Genomic DNA, 23,976 nt, shown 5'->3' on the forward strand with positions numbered 1-23,976 from the left:
CGCTCACCAAAGGGGGCTGACTGTCATGGTCAGTAGCTCAGTGGCTTCATCAACCTTGCCGCCACCGCTGAAGGAAAGCGGTCAGCGGGAGGTGTTCTGCGGCCTGACATCGATTGTCTGGCTGCACCGCCGCATGCCGGATGCCTTCTTTCTGGTGGTGGGCTCACGCACCTGCGCCCACCTGATCCAGAGCGCCGCCGGGGTGATGATTTTTGCGGAGCCCCGCTTTGGTACAGCGATCCTTGGCGAGCGGGATCTGGCTGGTTTGGCCGATGCCAACGAGGAGTTGGATCGCCTCGTGGCGCAACTGCTGGAGCGTCGCCCCGAGATCCGCACCTTGTTCCTTGTGGGGAGCTGCCCGAGCGAGGTGATCAAGTTGGATCTCGCCAAAGCCTCCGAGCGGCTGAATCAGCAGCACGCCGGACGGGTGACGGTGATCAACTACACGGGCAGTGGCATTGAGACCACCTTTACCCAAGGGGAGGACAGCGCCCTGCAGGCGCTCGTTCCCCTGATGCCCAAGAGCGATCAGCCGCAGTTGTTGATCGCGGGAACCCTGGCCGACGCGGTTGAGGACCGGTTGGTGGGTCTGTTCCAGAAGCTCGGCATCGAGCGGGTGGCGAGCTTGCCCCCCCGCCGCTCCACCGAGCTCCCTGCGGTGGGTCCGGGGACCCAATTGCTGTTGGCCCAGCCCTATCTCTCCGGAACGGCGCGGGCCCTGGTGGATCGCGGCGCGAGCTTGATCGAGGCGCCCTATCCCTTTGGGGTCGAGGGCAGCCGGGACTGGATGGCCGCGGCGGCAAGGGCCTGCGGTGTCGATCAGGCCCAGATCGATGCCGTGCTGGATCCCCTGGTGGAGCGGGGGCGGCGCGCCTTGGCTCCCCACCGGGAGGTGTTGGAGGGCAAACGTCTCTTCCTGCTGCCCGATTCCCAGCTGGAGCCGGCCTTGGCCCGGTTCCTCGCGCGGGAGTGCGGCATGGAGCTGGTGGAGGTGGGCACCCCCTATCTCGATCGTCAGTTGATGGCCGAAGAACTGGCGCGTCTGCCCGAGGGCACCCAGCTCAGTGAGGGACAGCACGTGGACAACCAATTGCAGCGGGTGCGTGAGGCGCGTCCCGACTTGGTGGTCTGTGGCTTAGGCCTGGCCAATCCCCTTGAGGCTGAGGGGATGGCGACCAAGTGGTCGATCGAGTTGGTCTTCAGCCCCATCCACGGCATTGATCAGGCTGGTGATCTGGCCGAACTCTTTGCCCGTCCCCTGCGTCGCCGCGGCGCGCTGCAGTTCTCCTGATTCGCCCCCGATGGAACTCACGCTCTGGACCTACGAAGGCCCCCCGCACGTCGGGGCCATGCGCATCGCCGCCTCCATGGAGGGGGTGCACTACGTCCTCCATGCGCCGCAGGGTGACACCTATGCCGATTTGCTGTTCACGATGATTGAGCGGCGGGATCGCCGTCCGCCCGTCACGTATACGACCTTCCAGGCCCGGGACCTCGGCGGTGACACGGCGGAGTTGGTGAAACGCTCCATCGCCGATGCGGTCGAACGGTTTCAGCCCGAGGCTCTGCTTGTGGGTGAGAGCTGCACGGCGGAGTTGATCCAGGACCAGCCCGGGGCCTTAGCGGCTGGCATGGATCTCGGCGGGATTCCGATGGTCAATCTGGAGTTGCCGGCCTACTCCAAGAAGGAGAACTGGGGGGCTGCGGAGACCTTCTACCAACTGGTCCGCAACCTGCTCAAGCCCCAGTTGCCCGCCCCTGGTGCGCCCAAGCTGGACCCCACCCGCTGGCGCGCCGAGAACCGTCGTCCCCGGGTCAATCTCCTTGGCCCCTCGCTCTTGGGGTTCCGCTGCCGCGATGACGTTCGCGAACTGACGCAGCTGCTGGCGGGCTACGGCATCGATGTGACCGTCGTCGCTCCCCTCGGTGCCCGGCCCGCGGATCTGCTGCGCATCCCCACGGCCGATGCCAACTTGAACCTCTACCCCGAGGTGTCCGGTTCGGTCTGCAGCTGGCTGGAGCGCCAGTTCGGTCTACCGGCGGTCAAGACCGTTCCGATCGGCATCGGTGCCACGGTGGACTTCCTGCGGGAGTTGCATGGCGTCTTGGGCCTCGAGCTGCCCGCTGAACTCCAGGCCGAGCGCCAGTCCCGCTTGCCCTGGTATTCCCGTTCCGTCGATTCCACCTATCTGACCGGGAAACGGGTGTTCGTCTTTGCCGATGGCACCCATGCCATTGCGGCCGCCCGGATCGCCAGTCGCGAGCTGGGTTTCGAAGTGGTCGGCTTGGGCACCTACAGCCGCGAGATGGCCCGGGAGGTCAGGGCGCTGGCGGCTGAGTTGGGGCTCGAAGCCTTGATCACCGATGACTACCTCGCGGTGGAAGCGGCCATGGCCGAGGCGGCACCGGAGTTGGTGCTGGGGACCCAGATGGAGCGCCACAGCGCCAAGCGTCTTGGGGTCCCCTGCGCGGTGATTAGTTCCCCGCTGCATGTGCAGGACGTGCCGGCCCGCTACGCCCCGCAGATGGGTTGGGAGGGGGCCAACGTCATCTTCGACAGTTGGGTCCACCCCTTGATGATGGGCCTGGAGGAACACCTGATCGGCATGTTCCGCCATGACTTTGAGTTCGTGGACGGCCATCGCAGTCACCTGGGGGATGGTGCTCCCGCTGCCCCAGCGGTTGAGGAACCGGCTCCGGTGGCGGTCGCCGTTGCTGGGGGCAGCCTGAGTTGGAGTGCCGACGGCGAGGCGGAACTGGCGAAGATCCCATTCTTCGTGCGCGGCAAGGTCCGCAAAAACACCGAGGCCTATGCCCGGGAGCAGGGGCTGGCTGTGATCGACAGCGAAGCCTTGTATGAAGCGAAGGCCCACTTCAGCCGCTAGGTCACTCCGCTGCGATCCAATCCCCCGCGAGGGGGATTTTTTTGTGGAGTACTCATCCACTGCTCCGATGGCAATGAATTGAGTATTGCTACCTAGTTCATTGTGTTCGAACCCTGATTTGTGCGATCCAACTGTTTCGCTTTGCATGGCGATGTCTCACGGCAGCCCCATGCAGGCCTTGGATGGTCACAGGACTCCAAACCACAGGTTTTGTTCGCTGTGGTTTTCCCTTGATTTATGACCACCACGCTCAAGCGCCCCGACGGTGAGGGCAGCGTTCAGGTTCATCAAGATCCCTCGGTGAACATCGAAGAGGGGGCGTTGGTCATTGCGGTCTATGGCAAGGGCGGCATTGGCAAAAGCACCACCAGCTCGAATCTTTCAGCGGCCTTCTCGAAGCTGGGCAAACGGGTGCTTCAAATCGGCTGTGATCCCAAGCACGACAGCACCTTCACGCTGACCAAGCAGATGGTGCCGACGGTGATCGACATCCTCGAAGGGGTGGATTTTCACACCGAGGAACTACGGCCAGAGGACTTCGTGTTTGATGGCTTCAATGGGGTGCAATGCGTGGAGTCCGGTGGCCCTCCGGCCGGTACCGGCTGCGGTGGTTATGTGACCGGGCAGACCGTCAAATTGCTGAAGGAGCATCACCTTCTGGAAGACACCGACGTGGTGATCTTTGATGTCCTCGGTGATGTCGTCTGCGGTGGTTTTGCGGCACCTCTGCAACACGCCAACTACTGCTTGATCGTCACAGCGAATGATTTTGATTCGATCTTTGCGATGAATCGGATCATTGCCGCGATTCAAGCCAAGGCCAAGAACTACAAGGTGCGCCTCGGTGGGGTTGTGGCCAACCGCAGCCGTGACACCGATCAAATCGATCGCTTCAACGAACGGGTGGGCATGAAGACCATGGCCCATTTCCCGGACCTCGATGCGATCCGCCGCTCCCGTCTGAAGAAGTGCACGATCTTTGAGATGGAATCCACCCCTGAAGTGGAGGCGGTTCAAAACGAATATCTGCGGCTCGCCCAGTCGATGCTGGACAGCGTGGAGCCCCTGGAGGCCGAATCGCTCAAGGACCGCGAGATCTTCGATCTGCTCGGCTTCGACTGAGCGACGGTCTCGGCTAGAGCCGCACCTTCGTCACCTCGGCCTTGAGGCTTCCGCCGCGGGTTCCGACATCGATCGGAGCCCGCGTGAAGATCTCCACGCGAAGGCCATAGCGGGCAATGCTCCAAAGCCACTGGGCCAGGAGCGCTGCGCTGGCCACAGCGGCGAGGGGCCTGAGCAGCGGCTGCAGCAGGGCGGCACGTTGGCCGTTCAGCAGCAGGCAGGACTCGGCGGTGCGGTTCAAGAGCTCAGGCTCGTGCAGGCCTCCAGTAGGAGAGTCTCGGCTGGGGTGCCCACGCTGGGAACGCGCCAGTCGCCCCAGTTGGACCCCGCCCGCTTGCGGTTGATGGTCATGTCCTTGCAGTTCACCGCCAAGGCGCGATCGGGAATGCTGCCCTTGGGATCGCTGTCGGGGGTCGAGGGCCAACTGATGCCGCCAATCGACGTGGGCCGGGTCACGGCGCGCCGCCAGGGGGCGATCCAGACGTAGGGGTGGGTGTCAAAGGGCTTCCAGCTCTTCCAATCCACTTCGACGTCCCCAAAGCGCCGCCAGCGCGCGTGCTCTTCCTGTTGCCGCCTCCGCAGCCGCTCCAGCAGGACCTGTTGCTCCGACGCGCTTGCGGTGTCGGCCCGCGCGCTGGGAGTGCTTGTGCACAGCACCAGCATGAGCACGGCAAGAAGAGGCGCACGTCGCGTCATGGCAGGGGGGGTAGCGGCAGGGGCGAGATCGACTTCAGGGCGTCCTTGATCGAGACGGTGACATTGCCGCCGATCTGGTTCACTCCCACCTCGCCATTCACCAGCAGCGGTTCTTCGCTGACGATCTCCACCGCTTCGACGATCTTCTCGACGGCCACCGGCTTCTGGATCCGTGCCACATCTACAGGCAGGGATTCATTGGCTCTCACAGGGAGAGCCGTTGGGGCACTGACGGCAACCGGAAGGGAGCCATTGGCCTGAACCTGCACCGGTTTCAGGATCTTCTAGACCTGAATCGGTCCTTTCAGGACCACCGGGAAAGGCATCTGCCGCTTCACGGCGATCGGTATGGGTTGCCCAAGGATCTGGATGGCGGCCAGGGCCGCTGACCAGGTGGCGAGGACAATCGCCAGGGGCCAGCGACTGGCCATGGCCAACAGGAACCAGCGGGGCTGGTCCTCCTGGTTCAGTGGATTCACGGGCCTGCCCATCGGCAACCCCGTAAGGCTTGCCTCAGGCGTACATCAGGGATCAGGGGTTGTCATCCCTACTGCAGGGGAGACGTAGGCCTACCCCAAGCCGACCAATTTGAGCGATTCCTCCCAAACCCCCTGTGCGGTCTCCGGGTTACTGGCTTTGTCGGAGAGCTCCTGGCTGAACTGTTTGCCGCCCTGTTTCTGGCGATTGCCCCAGCTCCAGTGCACTCCCGATGTGCCAAAGCCAGGATCGGCAACAACCTGGGCGACCCGTTCGCCGGCCAAGGCCTGGCTGACGTAGCCCCCGGTCACGTTCTTCTGGAACCAGGGGAAGATTTTTTGGAAGGCCCGGGGCGTGTTGCGGAACAGGGGGGTGTCCGCAACACAGCCGGGGTAGAGGGAGCTGAAGACGATCCCGGTGGACTGGTGCAGGCGCCGATGCAGCTCCTGGGTCGTGATCATGTTGCAGAGCTTGCTGTCCTTGTAGGCCTTGCCGGGCTTGAAGGCTTTGCCATTGGCCATGGCGATCGGAGCCTTGAACCCCGCCTTGAAGCCGCTCAGGTCACCAAGGTCGGCGGGTGCAGGAATGGGGATCTTGCCGCCGAGTTCCTTGGAGTTCGCGGTCACCGTGCCCAGGATCACCACCCGCTTGGAGGGATGCTGCGATGCCTGTAGCTGCGGCAAGAGCATCTGGATCAGCAGGAAGTGCCCCAGGTGGTTGGTGGCCATGGAGAGCTCATAGCCCTGGGGGGAGCGTTCAGGCTCCTTCAGCCGGGGCTTGTAGACGGCCGCATTGATCACCAGGGCATCGAGGCCGAATCCCAGCGAATTGATCAGGGTCTCAACGCCCACCCGAACACTGTCCAGGTCTCCGAGATCCATGCGGATGTGGTGGAGTTTGACGTTCGGGATGCCCAGGGAGTCAGCGGCGGCTCCTGCCCGGATGGGATCGCGGTTGGCCGTCACCACCGTCCAACCCCGATCAGTCAGGGCTTTCACGGCATTGAGTCCCACTCCGGAGGTGGTGCCAGTCACCAGCACCGCACCGGCACGGCTTCCCGGGTTCGGAAGGTTGGTTGAACGGGAGTCGCTGCTGGCGGTCATGGACCCAAAAAATGCCCGCAACAACTTACGGAAGGAAAGGCCTCAGGGGGTCGCGACTGTCTTGGACGGTTGCTGATTGGAATCCGGTTTGGTTTGCTTCCAGACCACCCGCAGCCGGTTCGGGGCAATCCACTGGTCCTGTTCTTGGATCAGCTTTTGCTCGCCGCCCACGCTGAAGAGGCGGTCAAAACGGTTTTGCGCCTTGAGCAGCTTCGCTTTTTGGATGTCCAGGACGGCGGTGATTTCGCCGTAGCGATCCAGGCGTTCCTGGTAGGCGCCAGCCAGTCGGACCAGGCTGACGACCGCGACCAGGGAGAGGCCGATCTTCAAGGACAGTCCGATCGAGCCGTACAGCAGTTCCTGACTGGGGCTTGAGGCCCGCAGTTGCTGGGCGGGAGCGGATTCAACGACGCTCAGCTTCGCTTCGCTGCGCTTGCGACCAGCGTGACGTTGGCCTCGGGCGGGCTCAGCTTGGGTGGCTTGAGCAGCTCGACTCCGATTTGCGGATCGCCTCTGCGATGGCCGGGCAGATCGGGAGGGGCTCAAAGGTGTGGAGATGTCAGGAGAGACGCACCGCTTCTAGCAGTTTGTCTCTCCCGTGCCAAGGGATCAGGCGCGATAGAGGCTGGCGGCGAGACGCACTGCGAGCACGCCAGCGTGGGCGGCCACCACCAGGGCAATCAGAACTTCAGCCTGGGTGAGGGACATGACCGTCAAGAAAAACACCAGCCCATTCTCACGTAGGTGGGCGTTCTGGCTAGGGAGAAGGCCTGCGCCTGTCACAGCTCGACACCCCTGGGGGAGGGCCTGGCTACGGTCGATCTGCACTTCTTAAGGCGTTTTGGTGTCTGGTCTGGCTCCTGGCAGCACGGTGTCGATTTCGGCGCAACAGGTTCAAGACCAGAGCCTCGAGCCTCTGCAGCCTTGGTTTGCCCTGGATCCCAAGGACCTGCTGCAGGCCAGCGGCAGTCTCAGCCTGGTCTTCGATTGGCCGCGCTCGGCCGAGGATCCGCGCGAGCTCTCTGAAATCACGGAGCTGCGCCTCTGGAGCCTGCGGGCTGATGCCCTCTGTCCTTGGCTACCGCTCCTGCTCGAGCGCAGCAGTGGTCAGTTGACCCGTCACGTGGCCATGCTGCTGCCCCATCAATTCAGCCGCACTGAAGGGATTCGCTTTGCTCCAGACAGCCTGGAGCTCTGGATGACCCATCGCCTCTTTCTGCTCGATCACTGGTCCCGGGGATACGGCCTCAACTGCCGGGGCAACCTGGAGCAGATGGCGGCAGTGCTTGGTTTTGAGTTGGACGGCAGCTTCTGGACAGACCACTAGGGGGTCAGAGCCAGAGCAGCAGGGCCCGACGGCCCACATCAACGGACAGCAGGATGCAGAGCAGTCGGATCAGCCCCACCAGGCGTTGCTCGGAGACCTTCTGCAGGTGAGCGGCTGACCATTGGGCGGCTGAAGCGGCCGTGGCCCCAAGGACGAAGCCGATCAGCAGTTGCGCCCTGCCGTCACCCCAAAACGTGAAGGCAGCCACCAGGGACGAGGCAAAGACCGCCATCGTGCTGAGCCGGATCGCGAGGTAGACCCCCAGCCGCAGGCTGCGCACCATTAGCGGCACCATCACGAGCCCGCCACCAACCCCGAGTAGGCCGCTGGAGAGCCCCGCCACCAGGCCGACGCCGATCAGGCCGGGCACGGGCACGCTGCTGCGGCTCTCGCCAAGGTCCTGTTTGGGTGCAATCACCAGGGCCAGTAGCCCGTACATCAGGGCCTGCAACGCCAGGAGTTGCCAACCCTCCAGGCTGTGGCCCACCCGGCTGAAGAGTCCGCCCCCACAGGCGGCCCCCGCGCCGATCGCCAGGGCGGCTTGTCTGGGGACCTGACCGCTGCGCCAGTGGGTCAGGCTTCCCGCCATCGTGGTGGGAACGATGGCCAGGGTGCTGGTGGCGAGAGCCTGATGGGGCGGCAGTCCAATCCAGAGCAGCAGCGGCGAGAACACCAGTCCGCCGCCGATGCCGAGCAATCCCGAGAGCAATCCAGCCAAGAGGCCAAGGGGCAGCAGAGGCAGGAGCTCCCAGGGCATGGCGTCGCCTGCTGCAATGGCAAGGCGCATCCTGTCAGTTCGATGACGTGGCGTTGGATTCCTCCGCTGACGGCTGACGGCCAACGCCAGATGGCCATCGATCGCTGGATGCTTGCCCAGCAGTCAGGCGGCCAGGCCTCCCCAATGCTTCGGCTGTACCGCTGGAGTCAGCCGACCCTGTCCCTTGGGCGGCATCAACGCCAGATCGAGCCCCACTGGATTGCCCTGGCGGAGCAGGGGCGGTTGCGCTTAGTCCGTCGTCCCAGCGGGGGGCGGGCGGTCCTGCATGCCGGAGAGCTGACCTATGCCTTGGCCTGCCGGCCGAGGACGACCCATCGGCTCACGGCCTACGCCGAGGCCTGTCAGTGGTTGGTCGCGGCCTTTGAGGCCTTGGGGGTGCCACTGCACTTCGGCTCCGTGAAGGCCGCGGCGGCGGCCCAACGGGGCAATTGTTTCGCCAGCGGGACGGCCGCTGACTTGGTCCAGGCCAATGGCGCCAAGCGCATCGGCAGTGCCCAGCTCTGGCGTGGGGCCTGCCTGCTGCAGCACGGCAGTGTCTTGTTGCAGCCTCCCTCGGACCTTTGGCGGGAGGTCTTCTCCAGTCCGGCCCCAGCGCTGGAGCCCCTGCCTGAATTGGCGGTGATGGAGGCGTTGCAGCGGGCCGCGCGCGATCACCTCTGTGGCGGCCTGCTGCAACACCAAGAGTTGAGCCCATCGGAGTGGGGGGAGATTGAGGGGCAGGGCGACCCGGCCGCCCTCGCGCTTTAAGCCTCGGGATTGCTCTCGATGGTGCGTGCCACCGGCGGCAGCATCATCCCCAGGGGGTAGACGCCCTGGCGCCGTGCCGCCTCGAGGATGGGTAGAGGGAGGCGGACCCCCAGTTCCTTGAGCACCCGTTCCGCCAGTTCGGGGCGCTCCAGGGTCCCACTGGGTAGCCCCGCGGGACCGAGCACCAAGAGGCGATTCACCTCGGGCTGGTCGAGCTGGAGGATCGCCTGCCAAAGCGGGGTGTTGTCGCGGATCATCGGGAGCTGATCGAGCGGCTGCAGGTGGTCGCCGATGCACTCCTCATCCCAGCGCTGAACGGGCAGGGTCTGCAGCGGGGCATCGGTGATGAAGCCCTTCCAGCGGCCCCGATCACAGACCAGCAACCAATCGGCGAGTCCGTTCTCGTCGTTCAGTCGAATCCGGCTCAGATCCCGCAGGCTGGTGTCGGCCTCGAGCACCCGGAAGCGCCGTTGCGCCGCATCCTTGACCTGCAGGCGCCTCAGGACGCCCTGCAGCGCCAGCATCTGCGATTGATTGCGGGCCGCCCCCAGGCCGAACCAGCCCAGCAGCATCAACCAAATCCCAGCGACCCCGGCCCCCCGCAGCAGCAGGAAGGCCCCCAGGCCGATGGCCGTGAAGGCGAGCACCTTGCCGCTGGCGGTGGCGACCTGGACTCCCTTGCGCTGGCTGCCGGTGAACTGCCAGACCAGGGCCTTGAGGATCAGGCCGCCGTCCAGGGGCAGTCCAGGCAACAGGTTGAAGAGGGCCAGGATCAGATTTAGGCCCCCCAATTCGCTGACCATGGCCCCCAGCAGGGGGGAGGCATGGCTGGCGCTGTGGCTGCTGAGCAGCAGTAGGGCGGAGAGCACCAGGCTCACCAGCGGCCCAGCGGCGGCGACCCAGAAGGAGCCCATGGCCGTCGGGCATTCCCGCTCCACACTCGCCACCCCGCCGAGGAGGAAGAGGGTGATGCTGCGGACCTTGACCCCTTGGCTGAGGGCCACCAGGGAGTGCCCCAGCTCATGGAGCAGCACCGAGAGGAAGAGCAGCAGCGCGGTGAGGAGGCCAATGGCCCAGAGCCAGGGCTCCTGGGTTTGGGCGGCGAATTGCTGGCTGTACTGCTGTTGGAAGGCCACTGTGGCCAGGGCCAAGATCAGAAACCAGCTGGGGTGAATGCGCAGGGGGATGCCCCGGATCCGCATCAGTTGCCAGCCTTCCCCCACGCGTCCTCGTCCGTTGAACTGATCCTAGAAAGGACCTGCTTCCAGGGGCCACGGCATGACGGTGCGTCCAGATTCTCCGCTTGGGTACAAGCCTTGGTTGAAGGTCTGTGGCTTGCGCACGCCTGAGCAGGCCAGCGCCGTGGCCGCCCTGGGAGTGGATGCCATCGGCGTCATCGCTGTGGAGGCCTCACCCCGTTGGTTGGCGCCCGAGACCAGACCGGCGTTGTTTGCCGCGGTCCATCAGGCCTCCAGCCGTTGTCTTGGCGTCCTGGTGGTGTCCGACCCCAGTGATGCGGAGCTGCCCGTTCTTGGCCCCGCAGGAGGGCATCAGGTGTTGCAGCTCCATGGTCAGGAGACCCCTGAGCGTTGCCTGCAGTTGCGGAACGCCCTAGGTCCCGATCTCCTCCTCTGGAAAGCACTCCGCATTCGGCAGCCCGAAGATCTGCAGCGGGCCGTGGACTACGGCTCGGTGGTTGATGGCTTGCTGCTGGATGCCTGGGTGCCCGATCAGCTCGGGGGGACCGGCCATCGCATCCCCATCGAATGGCTCAACGGATTTGAGCCCCCGCTCCCCTGGTGGCTGGCGGGTGGTTTGACCCCCGAGCGCGTCGCCCCAGCCCTGGAGGCGCTGCAGGCTCAGCCGCCCTCTGGGCTGGATGTCTCTAGTGGGGTGGAGCGAGCCCCCGGGGATAAGGACCTCGCCAAAGTGCAGCAGCTGGTGGCCGCGTTGGCTCCCTTTCGCCAGGATTTGAGCAGTTAGCTCCAGGCCATGGCCGCCCAGCGCTCTGCCCGCTTGCTCGTCGCCCTTGCCCTGGCCTCTGGCTTGGCTGTGCAGGCCCAGGACCTGGTGGGCTGCCGGTTGGTGGGGGCCAGCCTTCAGTGCATTCCGGGGGTGACGGAAAGCGCCCAGCAGCAAATCAGTACCTTTCGCAATCAGATCTCCGCGGACCTGGAACTCGAAGGCGCGATCCAACAGCAGATCAACGGACTCCAGTCCTTGGTGATCGCAGGAGAGGCGATTGAGGGCGGGTTGCTTCAGGCCACCATCTATGCGGATGCCGACGCTGCCCTGGCGACCCCCCAGTACCACTGGTACCGAAGAAGCCCAGACGCAACGACGTGGCTGCTGATTGAGTCAGCCCAGGGCACGATCTACGTGCCCGCTCCCGTCGATGTCGGTCAAAACCTGATCGTTGTGGCCGTGGTCATACAGGACGGTCAGGTGAAGCGAATCGCTTCGGCCCCGGTTGGTCCCGTGCTGGCCCCTTAGCCCAGCATCGACTCCTGCTGTTTGACCAGTTCAAAGAACTCCGCTTTGAGGCTGGCGTCGTGGCGGAAGTCGCCGCGGACGACGGAGTTCACCATGCTGGTCTGGGGCTCCTTCACACCGCGCCACTTCATGCAGTAGTGCTGCGCCTTCACGAGGATGGCCAGGCCCTGGGGTTCGCAGAGACGCTCGATCTCGTCGGCCAGGATCATCACCGCTTCCTCCTGGATGTGGGGACGGGAGAAGACCCAGTCGGCCACGCGGGAGAACTTGGAGAGGCCAATCACGCGCTCGCCGGGTTTGATGCCGATCCAGCAATTGCCCAGGATCGGGACCAGGTGATGGGAGCAGGCTGAGCGCACCGTGATGGGCCCCACGGTGTAGATCTCATCGAGCTTTTTGACGTTGGGGAAGCTTGCAATCTTGGGTTGAGGGTGATAACGACCCTTGAACACCTCATGGAGGTACATGCGGGCCACACGCTCCGCCGTTTCCTCGGTGTTGTGGTCGTTATCGATATCGATCACCAAGCTGCGCAGCAGCTCGCGCACCTTGCCGGCGACCTCGATTTCCAGTTGATCGAGTTCACCGTCCTTGAGGTGCTCGGCGATGTTGTCGTTCGCCAGGAAGGGGACGCCAGCAGACTCGAGGCGTTCGCGGATGCGCCGGCTCACGGGGGCCAGCTGACCGGGAATACTCGAGGGCAGGGTTGAAGTCATGAACGAATCCCGGGCTGCGTTCAAAGAACGCCCGCGGCGGGCATAAGGGTGATGTCCTCCATAACGTTGGAGGAAGGTTGCTGGGCCAAAGACAACAGCGTCTCGGCCACGCGCTCTGAAGTGAGCATGGCATGCCGGTCGAAGGAACTGTGGACCGTTTCGGTGTCCCAGAGGGGCGTATTAACCGCACCCAATGTGAGGGTCGATACACGGATTCCGTGCTGGCGTTCCTCCTCAGCGAGGCAGCGGCTGAAGGAGGCGAGGGCTGCTTTGGTCGTGCAGTAGGCCCCCCACTCGGGGAAGGCATTGCGGGCCGCGTGGCTGCTGACATTGATGATCAGGCCGCGGGTCTGGCGTAGGGCCGGCAGGACCGCTTGGCAGGTTTGGAGCACGCTGGTGAGGTTGAGCTGCAGCAACCACTGCCACTGCTCCAGCGGCATCTCAGCGAGGGCGCCGGTGTAGGCCGCTCCGGCGTTGTTGATCAGGACCGTGGGAACGAGTCCGCGGCCGAGGAGGTCCTCCAGAGCAGGGCCGATGGCCTGGGGATCAGCGAGATCGACGGCGATCGTCTCAACGCGGCAGGTCGAGCTGCCCAGCTCAGCGGCCAGCTGCTCAAGGTCCGGCTTGGATCGTGCCAAGAGCAAGAGCTGATAGCCCGCCTGGGCGAAGGCCCGGGCCGCGGCAGCGCCAATGCCCCTGGAGGCCCCAGTGATCAGAGCGACGGGGGGTTGGGCGGATGCGGAGGAGCTCAACGGCGCGGGCGGGCCGCAGGGGCCCCAAGGAAACCGAGGAAAACCTTAAGAGCTCAGGCTCGCGTCCTGGGCGCCGGACTCCAGGAAGCGCCCCATGCGGCGGAACTTCGCGTAGCGCTGGTCCACGAGCTGCTCTTCGCTGAGGGCCTGCAGCGGAGAGAGCTGCTGCAGGAGAGCCGCCTTCAGGTTCTCGGCCGCCTGGAGCGGGGCCCAGTGGTTGCCGCCGGAGGGCTCCGGAATGATCTCGTCGATGATTCCGAGCTTGAGCAGATCCGGTGCGGTGATTTTCAGTGCTTCGGCGGCCACGGGTGCCTTGCCGGCATCGCGCCAGAGGATCGAGGCGCAGGCCTCGGGGCTGGCCACGGTGTAGACGCTGTGCTGGAACATCAGCAGCCGGTCAGCAACGCCGATGCCCAGGGCTCCGCCGGAGCCGCCTTCACCGATGACCGTGGCCAGGATCGGAACCCGGAGTTTGAACATCTCCCGCAGATTCACGGCGATCGCTTCGCCCTGACCCTGTTCTTCAGCCAGCAAACCGGCGTAGGCACCAGGGGTGTCGATGAAGCTGAGGATCGGCAGCCGGAAGCGATCCGCGTGCTCCATCAGTCGCATCGCCTTGCGATAGCCCCCTGGGGAGGCCATGCCGAAATTGCGGGCGACGTTTTCCTTGGTGTCCCGACCTTTCTGGTGGCCGAGCAGGACGACACCCTGGTCTCCGATGCGGCCCACGCCACCGACGAGGGCCTGGTCGTCGCTGCCACGGCGGTCCCCATGCAGTTCGATGAACTCATCGGTAAGCACCTGGATGTAATCGAGGGTGCTCGGTCGATGGGGGTGCCGCGCGACCTGAATCTTCTGTGCGGGGCTCAGGTTGCTGAAGATCTCCTCGCGACGGCGTGCCGCGAGGGTCTCGAGTTGGAGCAGCTGCTGGCTGACGTCGACTTCAGAGTCCTTGGCCAGCTGCCGGATTTGGTCGATCTGCTCCTCCAGCTCCACCAGGGGCTTCTCGAAGTCGAGCAGGGGACGACGGGCCATGGCAGCGGGTGTAAGGGACAGGCGTTGAACCGGAGGGCCTAGGCAGCGGCCAGTTCCAGGTCGGGGTTGCCGGAGCTGGTGGGGGATTGGTTCAGGCCAATGGCGCGGAAACCATGCCGCAGGGAGGCCTCACCAATGAGCTCCATGTTCGCGATGGAGATGCGATTGCGTCCCCAGCTGAAGTTGGTGTGAATGCCCTCGAATTCCAGCAGCATTGCCTCGGCAAAGCAAGCGAACAACTGGCGTTTGGGGTTCTCCATCTCCACGACTTCCATCATCTGCCAGCTGATGTCCTGCCAGAACTCGACGATGCCGCCCTTGAGGACATGGACCCCTGCGCCGGCCACCTTGGCGTCGAGGTTCTTGGGGTAGCCGCCGTCAATCATCAAGCAGGGTTTCCGCAGGCTGCCCTGGTCGATAGTCAAGGTCTGGGGAAGGCTCGCGACCCAAACCACCACATCGGCTTCGGGCAGGGCCTCCTCAAGGGTCAGGATCCGCCCGCCCCCGAGGGACTCCTGCAGGTCCGTGAGGCGCTGCTGCTGGCGGGCCACCAGCAGCAGTTCGCCGACGCCGGTTTTCTGTGAGAGCCAGCGGCAGACGGCACTGCCGATGTCCCCGGTGGCGCCCACCACGGCCACCTTGGCCTGACTCAGATCAATGCCCAGCAGCGGTGCATTGGTTTCGACCTGTTGGCAGATCACCCAAGCGGTGTGGGTGTTTCCGGTGGTGAACCGCTCCCACTCCAGGGTGGTGTTGCGGATTTGCTGGAACTTCGAGAGGTCGTAATTCTCGAAAATGATCGAGGTGAATCCGCCCAGGGCTGTGACGTTGATGCCGTTCTTCTGCGCCAGCTCCATGGCGTTCTGAACCTTCCGAGTCGCAGTCTTGAAGCGACTGAGCATCTCCGGCACGAAGCAGGAGTCGATGTAGGTCCCCTGGATGGTGGCACCGGTCTTGCTGGTGACCTCAAAGGTCTCCAGTAGCTGGGGAGGGGCTGAACACCAGGAGAGAAGGTCCGCCTCGGCCATCTCCTCAAGCCCCAAGTCGCGGGCCTTTTCCTGGGCCTGCGCAAAGCTGCTGGAGTGACCGATCAGACCAAACATTCCTAGGGGCTCTCCTGGGTGGACACCGGCCAAGACACCTGATTAAAGGGCAGCGCCGGCTCGTTCAGGCTGGTGGCTTCAGCCGACCAGGGCGGCAGCCGCCATGCGGGCGATTTCGCGGGTGCTGAAACCGATCTCGGTCAGGGCTTCCTGGTAGGCGATCAGGAAGTCTTCGATCAGGTCCTCCTTATCCATGTGCAGCACCGCTGCATCACCGGCCACCTGGTCCAGCATCCGGCGGATCAGGGGCAGGTTTTCACGGTTGGCTTCCTCAAGCTCCTCGCGGCAGTTCTCCAGGTTGGCCTTGAGCCAGACCTCGCCGTAGTTGAGGTGGGTGTACTCGTCCTTCACAACCCCTTCGGTGATCTTGCGGGCGAAGGGATCGGCAACAGGGATATAGATGTGATAAGCGGAGATCGCGAAGGCTTCGATCAGCAGGGCCTGGATCAGCAGGCAGGTCGGCACTTTGCCCTCGGCGAGGGCCTTCTGGAAGTTGCCGTGCAGGGGGGCAAAGAATTCCTTGGCAAACGCCATGTCGGCGGTCACACCCAGGTTGTTGGCACAGGCGGTGAAGCCCTTCATGTGCTTCATCTCCATCCGAGCCAACTTGGTCAGCTCATCGGCCTGGTCGGGAATGAGGGTGCCGATCGAGATGTAGTTGTCGTGGGCTTCCTGCTCGCCCTCGATCACGATCGCGTTGATCCGGCTGTAGGCGTCTTTGTAGTTCGCGCAGGTGAAATCGGGAAGCGAAGCGCCCGCCGTAGGCAGATCAGTGGCTTCAAGGGTCGCCATGGCTACCGAGAACACGTTGCAATGGGGTTGACTGTAACCATCTCCACAAGCCCAAGACGGGGTTTGGCTGCTTTTGCGCACCTCCCGTTGTCTGCAGGTGGTGGACCTCAGGGTTTGGATCCGGCTTTCCGGGGGGGCCAATCACTGTTGAGTAGCGCCATGAAGAGGCTGCTCCAGCCCTGCACCAGCCGTTCCTGAAGCGCTTCCCCCAAGGCTCCGCTGGCTTGGCGGGCATCGCCGATGACGCCGCTGGTGCTGAGGTCCTGGGTGAGCCAGGCATTGGGGACGGCTCCCTCCAGGCTCCAGCCCTGGGGAGGGTGGCTGGCCTGGAGTCCATCGACGGGCCGCTCCGGGCCGACCAGTTCAGGCTGCAGCTGGAGCATCAGGCTGGTCTCGGCCTGCCCCGCGTGGAGCCCCTGATGGCGTTCGGGCTCGGGAATCAGGCTGCTGAGCCCATCGGGGCCACTCCAGAGGAAACAGGGCAACACTCCGAGTGAGGGGTGGGCGGCCCTGAGTTGGCGCGCGGCCACCTGGAGTAAGGCGATCTGTCCGCCGTGGCCGTTGAAGAGCACCAAGCGCTGGAAGCCGGCCGCCGCCAGCTGGCCTCCGATCGCTTCGATGCTGCCCAGGAGGAGTTCCGGGGGCAGGCTCAGGCTGCCGGGAAAGCCGAGGTGCTCCGGCGAGAAGCCCAGGCTTTGAATGGGTAGACGCCAGATTGGGGCCTCTGGCGGCAGTCCCGTGAGCACCTGATCGAGGATCTTCTCGGCGAAGAGTGCATCGGTCCCGAGGGGCAAGTGCGGCCCGTGTTGCTCCACGGCACCAAAGGGCCAGACCACGGTGCTGCCCGGGGTTTGGGCGGCGGCTTGAACCGCGGGCCAGTTCAGGTGGTCGAGGCGACGAGACCCCTGCCGGGAGTGTGCGTCTTCGCCCATTGAGCCGTCTTCAACCAAGAAGGGTCGTCCCTACAGTGTGGCGCTGTGCGTCTTTGCTTGGTCATGGCCGGTTCCGGCACTCCCCAGCCCTCCCAGCCCTCTGCCAAGCAGCAACCCACCTCGGCCCGTCCGGTGCCCCCGTCGCCGCAGCGTCCCGCCGCCGCGCCGCCGCCGGTTCGCAAGCCCCCCCAGGTTCTGCAGATCAATAAGAAAGAAGAGCAGCTGCGTCTCGAGCGCGAAGCCGCTGAAGCTCGTGCCGCCGCCGAAGCCGCTGCCCAGCGCGCAGCGGAACTCGAGGACGCCGCCCGGGCGGCCCGTGGTGAGGCCCCCGTTGCCCCCCAACGGCCCGCCGCGGCTCCCGCCAACAAGGCCGGTGACGATGAGCTGTTCGACATGAGCGGCTTTGAGGGCCTGAGCATGGCCGATCTGCTCGGCCCCGATGACCGGAACAAGGGCCGTCGCTCTGGCGGATCCCGCATGACGGCCCCCCAGGCGAAGCCTGCCGCTGTCCCCTCCCGCTCGGTCGACGATTTCGACTTCGATGAGGAGGCCTTCCTGGCGGCCCTCGATGAGCAGGACTTCGTGGGCACCACCGGTGAAGTGGTCACCGGCACCGTCATCGGCATGGAGAGCGACGGCGTCTATGTCGACATCGGTGGCAAGGCCCCTGGCTTCATGCCCAAGAAGGAATGTGCGCTTGGGGTGATCACGAACCTCAAGGAGCGTTTCCCCAAGGGCCTGACCGTCGAGGTGCTCGTCACCCGCGAGCAGAACGCCGAGGGCATGGTCACCATCAGTGCCCGTGCCCTCGCCCTGCGTCAAAGTTGGGAGAAGGTCCGCGCCTTGGAGAAAGAGGGCAAGGTCCTGCAGGTCAAAGTCAACGGCTTTAACCGCGGCGGCATCACCTGCGACGTCGAAGGTTTGCGCGGCTTCGTGCCCCGCTCCCAGCTTCAGGAGGGCGAAAACCACGAGGCACTCGTCGGTAAAACCCTGGGCGTGGCCTTCCTGGAGGTCAATCCCGAGACCCGCAAGCTGGTGCTCTCTGAGAAGAAGGCGGCCACCGCAGCCCTGTTCCAGAACCTGGAGGTGGGTCAGTTGGTCGAGGGTCAGGTGGTGGCGATCAAGCCCTACGGCCTCTTTGTTGATCTGGGCGGCATCAGCGGCCTGTTGCACCACTCGGTGATCACCGGTGGTCAGATGCGTGATCTGCGTGAGGTCTTTGGTCAGGGCGATCGCGTCAAGGCGTTGATCACCGAGTTGGACCCCGGTCGCGGCCGCATCGCCCTGAATACGGCCCTGCTCGAAGGTCAGCCCGGCGAGTTGTTGATCGAGCGCGACAAAGTCATGGCCGAAGCCGCCGATCGCGCCAACAGGGCTCGTAACGTGCTGCGTCAGCAGGAACAAGCCGCCGGATGATTCAGGCCACCGAGCCCGCGAGTCCTGCCCGCCTGCAGGCGGATTGGGAGCTGGATTACTACTCCCGTCCGATCCTTGAAGAGGATGGAAAGAAGCGTTGGGAGCTCTTGATTTGCAGCTCCCCTTCCGGCGCTGATCCGGAGCGTTCCTTTCAGTGGGTCATGAGGTGCCCCGCCTCCAGCGTGAACTCCCAGTGGCTGAAGAGCGCTCTGGAGCAGGCGTTGGAGCAGGCGGATTCTGAGGGGTTTGATCCTCCGCGCAAAATCCGCTGCTGGCGTTCGTCCATGCGCACGATGGTGCAGCGGGCCGCTGAGCAGCTGGGCCTTGAGCTGATTCCCAGCCGCCGCTGTTACGCCCTGGTGGAGTGGCTCCAGGAGCGTCAAGCCACGGTTTATCCCGAGGAAGAGGGCTACATGGCTGGCCCACTCGCACCTCCTCCGCAGCCGATTCAGCCCGTCGCTGTTCCCCTGCCGGAGGCGGCCCGCGGCGACAGCTGGTCTTGGGCCTCCCTGCCGATCGGCGTCCTGCGCGAGGCGATGACCTGGAACACCAGCTTCTCGGGACTCGTCCCCTTGCCGGCGTCCCTGGACAATGAGCTGATGGTCAGTGGCCTGCGCCTGTTCAGCGCGAGCCGCTCCCTCGCGATTGCCGGTTGGGTCTCCGGCCTGGAGCCCGTGCGACTGGAGGTCTCTGGTCAGCAACTTGTGCTGGAGGCGGGGCAGGAGGATCGCTGGCTTCTCGGTCAGCTGGAATCCGAAGAAGCCGAGGCCGCCGCTGGGGCGTTCCTCGCCGCCCGCGGCCAAGCCGGTGGTGTGCAATTCCTGGCCGTGCAATCCAGTCCCGATCAACCCGGTTTTGATGGCTTCTGGATCCTCCGGGACCTTCCCGATGCCTAACGGGCGCCATGGCTGAGGCCGTCGAGGCCCCCTTCAACCGCCCCGATGCTGGTTTCAATGCCCTTGAGGGCTGGACCTGGATCGGCTGCTACGGGGGCTACTACCTCCAGTCCAATCTTCTGGAGGCCTTTGAACATGGCTTCTTCACCCGCCAGTGGCAGGGCCGGGGGCCTGACGTGTTGGCGGGTTATCTCAGCGCTGGCGTCAGCGTTCACCGTCCCCAGCAGGTCCACGGCGCCGTGGTGCTGCCGGCGAGCCAGGCCGCCTCAGAACCTTGGCCCGACGCCGATGGCCTGGTCGCCGATGCGGGGGGTCAGAGCCTGTGGGTCTGCGGTGCTGACTGCACTCCGGTGCTGTTGGCGGATCCCCGCTCCGGCCAAGTCGCGGTCTGCCATGCCGGTTGGCGCGGGGTGGCCGGTGGGATTGTTCTCGAGGCGATTCGCCAGTTGGAACAGCGCGGTTGCCAGCGCCATGATCTGCTGATTGCTCTGGGGCCAGCCATCAGCGGGCCCGAGTATCAAGTGGAGCCGTCCGTCCCTGCGGCGATTGCCGCGCAGCTCCAGCAGCTCGATGGGTCCCTGTCTTTGGAGGCCGCCCTGGCGGCTTTGGAGGCCTGCGCTGCCCTCAAGCCGGATCCCGATCCAAGCCGTCAGCGCTTGGACCTGCGTTTGGCGACTCGTCTGCTCTTGGAGCGGGCCGGAGTTCCCGCCGATCAGATCAGCGTCTGCCCGCTGTGTACGGCGTCTGAGCCCCTGCTGTTCCATTCCTGGCGCCGCGATCAGGTGAAGGCGGTGCAGTGGAGCGGCATCGTCTCCCAGCAGCTGCCTAGCTGAGATCGAAGCTCAGCTGTCCCTCTGCGGCTTTGCTGCGGCGCGATGGACGTGCGGCGGCCCGCGGGCGCCGGGGGGCACGTTCTGCGTCCTCATCGGTTTCCGCGGAGCGCCGCAGGCTGAACCAGCTCAACAGCGCCATCCAGCCCTCTTGGTCGAGCCGATCGAGGTCGACCGCTTCGGGGTAGAGCTCCGGTGAGCGCTCCTGGGCCCAGAGCACCTGACTACCGGCAATACGATCGCTGCCAAAGGGGGTCAAGTCCTCCGGAAGCCGAGCCAAGGCCCGCGGGATGGCTCCGATGCCGTGGCGTGTGCTGCTCAATGTCTCCAGCCGCGCCTGTCTCGCCTGTTCGTAGTTCAGGACTGGGGTTGGGTAGTCCGCCAAGGCCGGCGGCTCCCCGAGTTGGTCGTTGGTGAGGCGCTCGAGCTGCGGCAGCCAGCGGCGAATGAAGAGGCCATGGGGATCGCAGCGATTCACCGCGACTTGGCCTGGGTGATAGATCCGAGTCCAGGCCTTGGTGCCCCGATAGGTCGCTCCGGCCTGCATCGCCCATTGGTAGTGGTCGATCGGACAGTCCCCATCGATCAGGTGCCGCATGAAATGCAGTGCCCCGTAGCGCCAATCGATCCCGCAGAGGTTGCTGAGAAAGCTGGCGTAGATCGCGCGGCTGCGGAAGTTCAGCTCCAACCAGCCACCGCCTCCCCGCAGGCAATGGGCTGCCGCGTCCACGATCGGAAAACCGGTGCGTCCCTCTTTCCAGGCCTCGTAGAGCTCCGTTCGCTCGGCTGTCAGAGGGGTGTTGTCATCGAAGGCGTTCCAGAGGGAGCGCAATTCCAGCTGCGGGAGATAGCGAAAGCGTTGGTGAATCGAGCAGCCCCAGCGCAGCCGGCTGAACAGTTGCTGGATGCTGCGCAGTCGGCTGCGGTCGGCTTGATCCCGGGCCTGTTGACCGGCGGCTGTGAGTCGCTGGAGGCACTGCCTGGGGCTGACGACGCCGAACTTCAGGTACGGGCTGAGCCCGGAGGTCACCTTGGCGGAGGGATAGCTCAGTTCCCAGTAGTAGGTCCGAGCATCGGGACCCTCGAGAAACCGATCCAGCCGCTGCAGGGCCGCTGCGGTCCCGGCTTCTGGAATCGGTTTGCCATCCCTGAAGAGCCCGAGCTCACGCAGGTCCGGGACCGGCGTGTCCGGGACCTGTTCAGGCACGACAACGCGTTGCGGTTCGGGCATGAGCGCTGCGGCCATTGCTCCATGCCACTGACGGTTCCATGCGCCGTAGGGCTGCAGCTCGGCGCTGGCCCCCGCCGGTTCGATCCACTCCAGGCTGACGCCGTTGTCCTGCAGGGCGCGGCCAACGCGGGCATCACGGACCCGCCCGACGAGGCGCTCACTGTCGGTATGGGCCAGGACCTGGCGGCAGCCGTGGCGTTGGGCAAGGCGAGGCAGAACCTGTTCCGGTCGTCCCCGCTCAATCAGTAATCGCCCCCCCAGTTCCCGCAAACGTGCATCCAATGCACGCAGGGAATGGAGCAAAAACTCAACACGAGCGACGGCAGTCTCAGCATGAAACAGCAAGGCGTCATCCAGGACAAACACAGGGATGACAGACCCTCTTGAACAGGCCTTAACCAATGGTTCGTGATCTTGCGTGCGCAAATCACGGCGATACCAAACCAGCGTCGGCGGCATTGATTGAAAAAAACTCCCGAAAAATCTGCAAATTGGAGACGATCAGCCTTGTGCAATTGCAGGCTGAGTGTGATGATGCACAAGTTGCATAACTATTGCTCTCATGCTCACCGGAGCTGATCTCCTCGCCAAGGTCAAAGAAATGGGCGACGTGAGCAAATCCGACGTCGTACGTGCATGCGGATATGTCTCCACGAAGAAAGACGGCAGCGAAAGGCTGAATTTCACGGCGTTCTACGAAGCCCTGCTCAACGCGAAGGGCGTTGATTTTGGCGGTTCCAGCGCCAAGGTGGGCAAAGGTGGCCGCAAGTTGAGCTTCACCACCAAGGTGCAGTTCAACGGCAACCTGATGGTGGGCAAGGCCTATACCGCCCTGCTGGACCTCAAGCCCGGTGACGAATTCGAAATCAAGCTGGGTCGCAAGCAGATCCGCTTGGTTCCCCTGGGCGCTCCTGACGAAGAAGAGTGATTCCAATGGCCTCCGCGACGCGGATGCCATCCATCGCAGCGGAGAGGATTCCACCGGCAAAGCCGGCCCCCTCTCCAGCCGGATAAAGCCCTGGGGTGTTCACGCTCTCCAGGGCTTTTGTTCTGGGAATGCGCACCGGCGAAGAGGTGCGGGTTTCAACGCCTGTCAGCAGCGCATCGTCCATGGCGTAGCCAGGGATGGACTGGTTGAACTGCGGGAGCGCCTCCCGCAGGGCCTTGATCACAAAGGCCGGTAAGGCTTGCCCCAGATCCGCCGGCACCACGCCGGGGTTGTAGGAGGGCTTGATCGTCCCCAGTGCAGTGGGTGCGGCGTTGCTGGCGGCGAGGAAGTCACCCAGTCGCTGCCCCGGTGCGGCATAGCTGCTGCCACCGAGCTCAAAGGCCTTGGCCTCCCAGTGCCGTTGAAAAGCAATGCCCGCTAAGGGGTCCCCCGGGTAGGCGCCGTAGCTCTCGACGTCGTCGGTCTCGATGTTGACGACGATGCCGCTGTTGGCATTGCGCTCGTTGCGGGAGTGTTGACTCATCCCGTTGGTGACGACCCGCCCCGCCTCCGAGGTGGCCCCCACCACGAGGCCGCCCGGACACATGCAGAAGCTGTAGACGCAGCGGCCGTTGCTGACGTGTTTGACCAGCTTGTATTCCGCGGCCCCGAGCCGAGGATGGCCGGCGCATTCCCCCCAGCGGGCGGCATCGATTAACGGTTGGGGGTGCTCGATGCGAAAACCCACCGAGAAGGCTTTGCGCTCCAAGGTCACCCCCTTCTCGTGGAGCATGGCGAAGGTGTCCCGGGCGCTATGGCCCACCGCCAGCACCACCTGCTGAGCCGCGATGCGCTGGCCGTCCGCCAGCTCCACACCGCAGAGGCGGCGGCCGTCTTCCAGCGGCTCAAAACAGAGCTGACTGACCCGGCTTTCGAAGCGAATCTCCCCACCCAGCTCCCTGATCTTGCGGCGTAGGCCCCGCACCACGGTGGCCAACTTGAAGGTGCCGATGTGGGGATGGTGTTTGACCAGGATTTCTGGGTTGGCGCCCGCCGCCACGAGTTCTTCGAGCACCTTGCGCCCGAGGTGCTTCGGGTCCCGGACCTGGCTGTAGAGCTTCCCGTCGGAGAAGGTGCCCGCACCCCCTTCGCCAAATTGCGCGTTGGATTCGGGGTTAAACGGTTGGGTCCGTCTCCAGAAGCCAAAGGTGTCCGCCGTTCGCTCCTTGACCGGCTTGCCGCGCTCCAGGAGCAACGGCTTTAGACCCATCTCCGCGAGGACGAGGGCGCAGAAATAGCCGCAGGGGCCCGCGCCGACTACCACCGGCCGGGGGGGTGCTTGGCTGCCGGGGCTGACCTGGCCTACGAGGCGATAGCGCGTGTCGCTGGCCGGCTGCAGGTGCGGGTCACGCTTGAAGCGTTTGAGCAGTTGGCGCTCGAGTTCCGGTTGGAGTTCCAGCTCCAAGCTGTAGGCGATCTGAATCGCCGACTTGCGCCGGGCGTCCACGCTCTCTTTGACCACGCGGTGCTTGAGCAGCGCCGCCGGATCGATCTTGAGGCGTTTGCAGACGGCTGGAGCGAGATCCGCCTCCTCGTGGTCGAGTGGCAGTTTCAACTCGCTCAGTCGCAGCACCACAGGTTCTGAGCCTCCTTGCTGTATTCCAGCACCGCACTGCGCCGGCTTCCGCTGCCTAGCCTCCCCGGCAGTTGTGTTGAC

28 protein-coding genes are annotated in these 23,976 nt (G+C 64.6%); 11 read left to right on the forward strand and 17 right to left on the reverse strand.

The annotated features are described in order from the left end of the window. The first annotated feature begins 25 nt into the window (after positions 1–25). From H0O22_RS02115 to bchL, 3 genes are all read left to right on the forward strand, one after another. Positions 26–1,291: a ferredoxin:protochlorophyllide reductase (ATP-dependent) subunit N gene (locus H0O22_RS02115; protein WP_185187417.1), complete on the forward strand. Its 1,266-nt coding sequence runs from the start codon at positions 26–28 to the stop codon at positions 1,289–1,291. Between the two features lie 10 nt (positions 1,292–1,301). Further along, complete coding sequence (locus H0O22_RS02120) at positions 1,302–2,885, forward strand: ferredoxin:protochlorophyllide reductase (ATP-dependent) subunit B (protein WP_185187418.1); 1,584 nt, start codon at positions 1,302–1,304, stop codon at positions 2,883–2,885. Positions 2,886–3,122: 237 nt separating this feature from the next. Continuing rightward, the gene (gene bchL, locus H0O22_RS02125) at positions 3,123–4,007 is read left to right on the forward strand and encodes a ferredoxin:protochlorophyllide reductase (ATP-dependent) iron-sulfur ATP-binding protein (RefSeq protein WP_185187419.1); all 885 of its coding nucleotides are present in this window, start codon (positions 3,123–3,125) and stop codon (positions 4,005–4,007) included. A gap of 13 nt (positions 4,008–4,020) precedes the next feature. Here the strand turns inward: bchL and H0O22_RS02130 are convergent, their stop codons facing one another. The 7 genes from H0O22_RS02130 to psaM all read right to left on the reverse strand — a co-directional run bounded on the left by H0O22_RS02130 (position 4,021) and on the right by psaM (position 6,991). Beyond that, positions 4,021–4,248 (reverse strand): hypothetical protein, encoded by a 228-nt coding sequence (locus tag H0O22_RS02130; protein WP_185188469.1) that lies wholly within the window; start codon positions 4,246–4,248, stop codon positions 4,021–4,023. Then, a complete protein-coding gene (locus H0O22_RS02135) occupies positions 4,245–4,703 on the reverse strand; it encodes a hypothetical protein (RefSeq protein WP_185187420.1) in 459 nt (152 codons plus the stop codon). The genes H0O22_RS02130 and H0O22_RS02135 overlap by 4 nt, the downstream gene beginning before the upstream one ends. Next, entirely contained in the window at positions 4,700–4,972 is a 273-nt protein-coding gene (locus tag H0O22_RS02140) for a hypothetical protein (RefSeq protein ID WP_185187421.1), read from the reverse strand. The genes H0O22_RS02135 and H0O22_RS02140 overlap by 4 nt, the downstream gene beginning before the upstream one ends. Before the next feature lie 15 nt (positions 4,973–4,987). Further along, entirely contained in the window at positions 4,988–5,194 is a 207-nt protein-coding gene (locus H0O22_RS02145) for a hypothetical protein (RefSeq protein ID WP_185187422.1), read from the reverse strand. A gap of 78 nt (positions 5,195–5,272) precedes the next feature. Continuing rightward, positions 5,273–6,283 carry a protochlorophyllide reductase gene (locus tag H0O22_RS02150; protein ID WP_185187423.1) on the reverse strand — a complete coding sequence of 337 codons (1,011 nt, stop codon included), beginning with the start codon at positions 6,281–6,283 and terminating at the stop codon, positions 5,273–5,275. Positions 6,284–6,325: 42 nt separating this feature from the next. After that, complete coding sequence (locus H0O22_RS02155; protein ID WP_255439414.1) at positions 6,326–6,829, reverse strand: hypothetical protein; 504 nt, start codon at positions 6,827–6,829, stop codon at positions 6,326–6,328. 63 nt (positions 6,830–6,892) lie between these two features. Further along, on the reverse strand, positions 6,893–6,991 hold the full coding sequence (gene psaM, locus H0O22_RS02160; protein WP_185187424.1) for a photosystem I reaction center subunit XII: 99 nt from the start codon (positions 6,989–6,991) through the stop codon (positions 6,893–6,895). 133 nt (positions 6,992–7,124) lie between these two features. Between psaM and H0O22_RS02165 the strand changes: the two genes are divergently transcribed. After that, the gene (locus tag H0O22_RS02165) at positions 7,125–7,610 is read left to right on the forward strand and encodes a CRR6 family NdhI maturation factor (protein WP_255439415.1); all 486 of its coding nucleotides are present in this window, start codon (positions 7,125–7,127) and stop codon (positions 7,608–7,610) included. A 4-nt stretch (positions 7,611–7,614) separates the two neighbouring features. On the opposite strand, the gene H0O22_RS02170 is transcribed toward H0O22_RS02165, so the two are convergent. Continuing rightward, a complete protein-coding gene (locus H0O22_RS02170) occupies positions 7,615–8,397 on the reverse strand; it encodes a sulfite exporter TauE/SafE family protein (RefSeq protein WP_370521462.1) in 783 nt (260 codons plus the stop codon). A 12-nt stretch (positions 8,398–8,409) separates the two neighbouring features. On the opposite strand from H0O22_RS02170, the gene H0O22_RS02175 reads away from it, so the two are divergent. Continuing rightward, positions 8,410–9,135 carry a lipoate--protein ligase family protein gene (locus H0O22_RS02175; protein ID WP_185187425.1) on the forward strand — a complete coding sequence of 242 codons (726 nt, stop codon included), beginning with the start codon at positions 8,410–8,412 and terminating at the stop codon, positions 9,133–9,135. Here H0O22_RS02175 and H0O22_RS02180 read toward each other — a convergent pair. Next, positions 9,132–10,358 (reverse strand): site-2 protease family protein, encoded by a 1,227-nt coding sequence (locus H0O22_RS02180; RefSeq protein WP_185187426.1) that lies wholly within the window; start codon positions 10,356–10,358, stop codon positions 9,132–9,134. The two genes, H0O22_RS02175 and H0O22_RS02180, sit on opposite strands and share 4 nt — an antisense overlap. A 55-nt stretch (positions 10,359–10,413) precedes the next feature. On the opposite strand from H0O22_RS02180, the gene H0O22_RS02185 reads away from it, so the two are divergent. Together H0O22_RS02185 and H0O22_RS02190 are read left to right on the forward strand one after the other, a co-directional pair. After that, a complete protein-coding gene (locus tag H0O22_RS02185) occupies positions 10,414–11,118 on the forward strand; it encodes a phosphoribosylanthranilate isomerase (RefSeq protein ID WP_185187427.1) in 705 nt (234 codons plus the stop codon). Positions 11,119–11,127: 9 nt separating this feature from the next. Beyond that, the gene (locus tag H0O22_RS02190) at positions 11,128–11,628 is read left to right on the forward strand and encodes a hypothetical protein (RefSeq protein ID WP_185187428.1); all 501 of its coding nucleotides are present in this window, start codon (positions 11,128–11,130) and stop codon (positions 11,626–11,628) included. Here H0O22_RS02190 and folE read toward each other — a convergent pair. The 6 genes from folE to H0O22_RS02220 form a co-directional block, all read right to left on the reverse strand. Continuing rightward, positions 11,625–12,344, reverse strand: a complete 720-nt coding sequence (folE, locus tag H0O22_RS02195; RefSeq protein WP_185187429.1) for a GTP cyclohydrolase I — start codon at positions 12,342–12,344, stop codon at positions 11,625–11,627. The genes H0O22_RS02190 and folE overlap by 4 nt on opposite strands. Before the next feature lie 20 nt (positions 12,345–12,364). Beyond that, positions 12,365–13,096: an SDR family oxidoreductase gene (locus H0O22_RS02200; RefSeq protein ID WP_255439416.1), complete on the reverse strand. Its 732-nt coding sequence runs from the start codon at positions 13,094–13,096 to the stop codon at positions 12,365–12,367. Between the two features lie 45 nt (positions 13,097–13,141). Continuing rightward, positions 13,142–14,131: an acetyl-CoA carboxylase carboxyltransferase subunit alpha gene (locus tag H0O22_RS02205; RefSeq protein WP_185187430.1), complete on the reverse strand. Its 990-nt coding sequence runs from the start codon at positions 14,129–14,131 to the stop codon at positions 13,142–13,144. 38 nt (positions 14,132–14,169) lie between these two features. After that, positions 14,170–15,234 (reverse strand): long-chain acyl-[acyl-carrier-protein] reductase, encoded by a 1,065-nt coding sequence (locus H0O22_RS02210; protein ID WP_185187431.1) that lies wholly within the window; start codon positions 15,232–15,234, stop codon positions 14,170–14,172. Positions 15,235–15,312: 78 nt separating this feature from the next. Then, a complete protein-coding gene (locus H0O22_RS02215; RefSeq protein ID WP_185187432.1) occupies positions 15,313–16,026 on the reverse strand; it encodes an aldehyde oxygenase (deformylating) in 714 nt (237 codons plus the stop codon). 107 nt (positions 16,027–16,133) lie between these two features. Then, complete coding sequence (locus H0O22_RS02220) at positions 16,134–16,958, reverse strand: creatininase family protein (RefSeq protein WP_185187433.1); 825 nt, start codon at positions 16,956–16,958, stop codon at positions 16,134–16,136. A gap of 63 nt (positions 16,959–17,021) precedes the next feature. Between H0O22_RS02220 and H0O22_RS02225 the strand changes: the two genes are divergently transcribed. Genes H0O22_RS02225 through pgeF form a run of 3 tightly spaced genes read left to right on the forward strand, consistent with a single transcriptional unit; the run spans position 17,022 to position 20,103 of the window. After that, complete coding sequence (locus H0O22_RS02225) at positions 17,022–18,374, forward strand: S1 RNA-binding domain-containing protein (RefSeq protein WP_185187434.1); 1,353 nt, start codon at positions 17,022–17,024, stop codon at positions 18,372–18,374. Continuing rightward, positions 18,371–19,270, forward strand: coding sequence for a Tab2/Atab2 family RNA-binding protein (locus H0O22_RS02230; RefSeq protein WP_185187435.1), 900 nt, complete (start codon positions 18,371–18,373; stop codon positions 19,268–19,270). The genes H0O22_RS02225 and H0O22_RS02230 overlap by 4 nt, the downstream gene beginning before the upstream one ends. A gap of 8 nt (positions 19,271–19,278) precedes the next feature. After that, entirely contained in the window at positions 19,279–20,103 is an 825-nt protein-coding gene (gene pgeF / locus H0O22_RS02235) for a peptidoglycan editing factor PgeF (protein WP_185187436.1), read from the forward strand. Here pgeF and H0O22_RS02240 read toward each other — a convergent pair. Continuing rightward, the gene (locus tag H0O22_RS02240; RefSeq protein WP_185187437.1) at positions 20,096–21,790 is read right to left on the reverse strand and encodes an FAD-binding domain-containing protein; all 1,695 of its coding nucleotides are present in this window, start codon (positions 21,788–21,790) and stop codon (positions 20,096–20,098) included. The two genes, pgeF and H0O22_RS02240, sit on opposite strands and share 8 nt — an antisense overlap. Positions 21,791–21,893: 103 nt before the next feature. Here H0O22_RS02240 and H0O22_RS02245 point away from each other — a divergent pair, with 103 nt between their 5' ends. Beyond that, complete coding sequence (locus tag H0O22_RS02245; protein ID WP_185187438.1) at positions 21,894–22,259, forward strand: AbrB family transcriptional regulator; 366 nt, start codon at positions 21,894–21,896, stop codon at positions 22,257–22,259. Here the strand turns inward: H0O22_RS02245 and H0O22_RS02250 are convergent. Further along, positions 22,198–23,892 (reverse strand): NAD(P)/FAD-dependent oxidoreductase, encoded by a 1,695-nt coding sequence (locus H0O22_RS02250; RefSeq protein ID WP_185188232.1) that lies wholly within the window; start codon positions 23,890–23,892, stop codon positions 22,198–22,200. The genes H0O22_RS02245 and H0O22_RS02250 overlap by 62 nt on opposite strands. Positions 23,893–23,976 lie beyond the last annotated feature (84 nt).

The sequence above is a fragment of the Synechococcus sp. LTW-R genome, assembly GCF_014217875.1.
GTDB lineage: Bacteria > Cyanobacteriota > Cyanobacteriia > PCC-6307 > Cyanobiaceae > Vulcanococcus.

Excerpts from the sequence above, each read along its gene's own strand:
- H0O22_RS02150 (WP_185187423.1), bottom strand. The coding sequence starts at position 6,283 with ATGACCGCCAGCAGCGACTCCCGTTCAACCAACCTTCCGAACCCGGGA.
- folE (WP_185187429.1), bottom strand. The coding sequence starts at position 12,344 with ATGACTTCAACCCTGCCCTCGAGTATTCCCGGTCAGCTGGCCCCCGTG.
- H0O22_RS02245 (WP_185187438.1), top strand. The coding sequence starts at position 21,894 with ATGCTCACCGGAGCTGATCTCCTCGCCAAGGTCAAAGAAATGGGCGAC.
- H0O22_RS02135 (WP_185187420.1), bottom strand. The coding sequence starts at position 4,703 with ATGACGCGACGTGCGCCTCTTCTTGCCGTGCTCATGCTGGTGCTGTGC.
- pgeF (WP_185187436.1), top strand. The coding sequence starts at position 19,279 with ATGGCTGAGGCCGTCGAGGCCCCCTTCAACCGCCCCGATGCTGGTTTC.
- bchL (WP_185187419.1), top strand. The coding sequence starts at position 3,123 with ATGACCACCACGCTCAAGCGCCCCGACGGTGAGGGCAGCGTTCAGGTT.
- H0O22_RS02230 (WP_185187435.1), top strand. The coding sequence starts at position 18,371 with ATGATTCAGGCCACCGAGCCCGCGAGTCCTGCCCGCCTGCAGGCGGAT.
- H0O22_RS02240 (WP_185187437.1), bottom strand. The coding sequence starts at position 21,790 with ATGCCGCCGACGCTGGTTTGGTATCGCCGTGATTTGCGCACGCAAGAT.
- H0O22_RS02215 (WP_185187432.1), bottom strand. The coding sequence starts at position 16,026 with ATGGCGACCCTTGAAGCCACTGATCTGCCTACGGCGGGCGCTTCGCTT.
- H0O22_RS02145 (WP_185187422.1), bottom strand. The coding sequence starts at position 5,194 with ATGGGCAGGCCCGTGAATCCACTGAACCAGGAGGACCAGCCCCGCTGG.
- H0O22_RS02185 (WP_185187427.1), top strand. The coding sequence starts at position 10,414 with ATGACGGTGCGTCCAGATTCTCCGCTTGGGTACAAGCCTTGGTTGAAG.
- H0O22_RS02210 (WP_185187431.1), bottom strand. The coding sequence starts at position 15,234 with ATGTTTGGTCTGATCGGTCACTCCAGCAGCTTTGCGCAGGCCCAGGAA.
- H0O22_RS02170 (WP_370521462.1), bottom strand. The coding sequence starts at position 8,397 with ATGCGCCTTGCCATTGCAGCAGGCGACGCCATGCCCTGGGAGCTCCTG.
- psaM (WP_185187424.1), bottom strand. The coding sequence starts at position 6,991 with ATGTCCCTCACCCAGGCTGAAGTTCTGATTGCCCTGGTGGTGGCCGCC.
- H0O22_RS02175 (WP_185187425.1), top strand. The coding sequence starts at position 8,410 with ATGACGTGGCGTTGGATTCCTCCGCTGACGGCTGACGGCCAACGCCAG.
- H0O22_RS02205 (WP_185187430.1), bottom strand. The coding sequence starts at position 14,131 with ATGGCCCGTCGTCCCCTGCTCGACTTCGAGAAGCCCCTGGTGGAGCTG.
- H0O22_RS02220 (WP_185187433.1), bottom strand. The coding sequence starts at position 16,958 with ATGGGCGAAGACGCACACTCCCGGCAGGGGTCTCGTCGCCTCGACCAC.
- H0O22_RS02115 (WP_185187417.1), top strand. The coding sequence starts at position 26 with ATGGTCAGTAGCTCAGTGGCTTCATCAACCTTGCCGCCACCGCTGAAG.
- H0O22_RS02190 (WP_185187428.1), top strand. The coding sequence starts at position 11,128 with ATGGCCGCCCAGCGCTCTGCCCGCTTGCTCGTCGCCCTTGCCCTGGCC.
- H0O22_RS02120 (WP_185187418.1), top strand. The coding sequence starts at position 1,302 with ATGGAACTCACGCTCTGGACCTACGAAGGCCCCCCGCACGTCGGGGCC.
- H0O22_RS02225 (WP_185187434.1), top strand. The coding sequence starts at position 17,022 with ATGGCCGGTTCCGGCACTCCCCAGCCCTCCCAGCCCTCTGCCAAGCAG.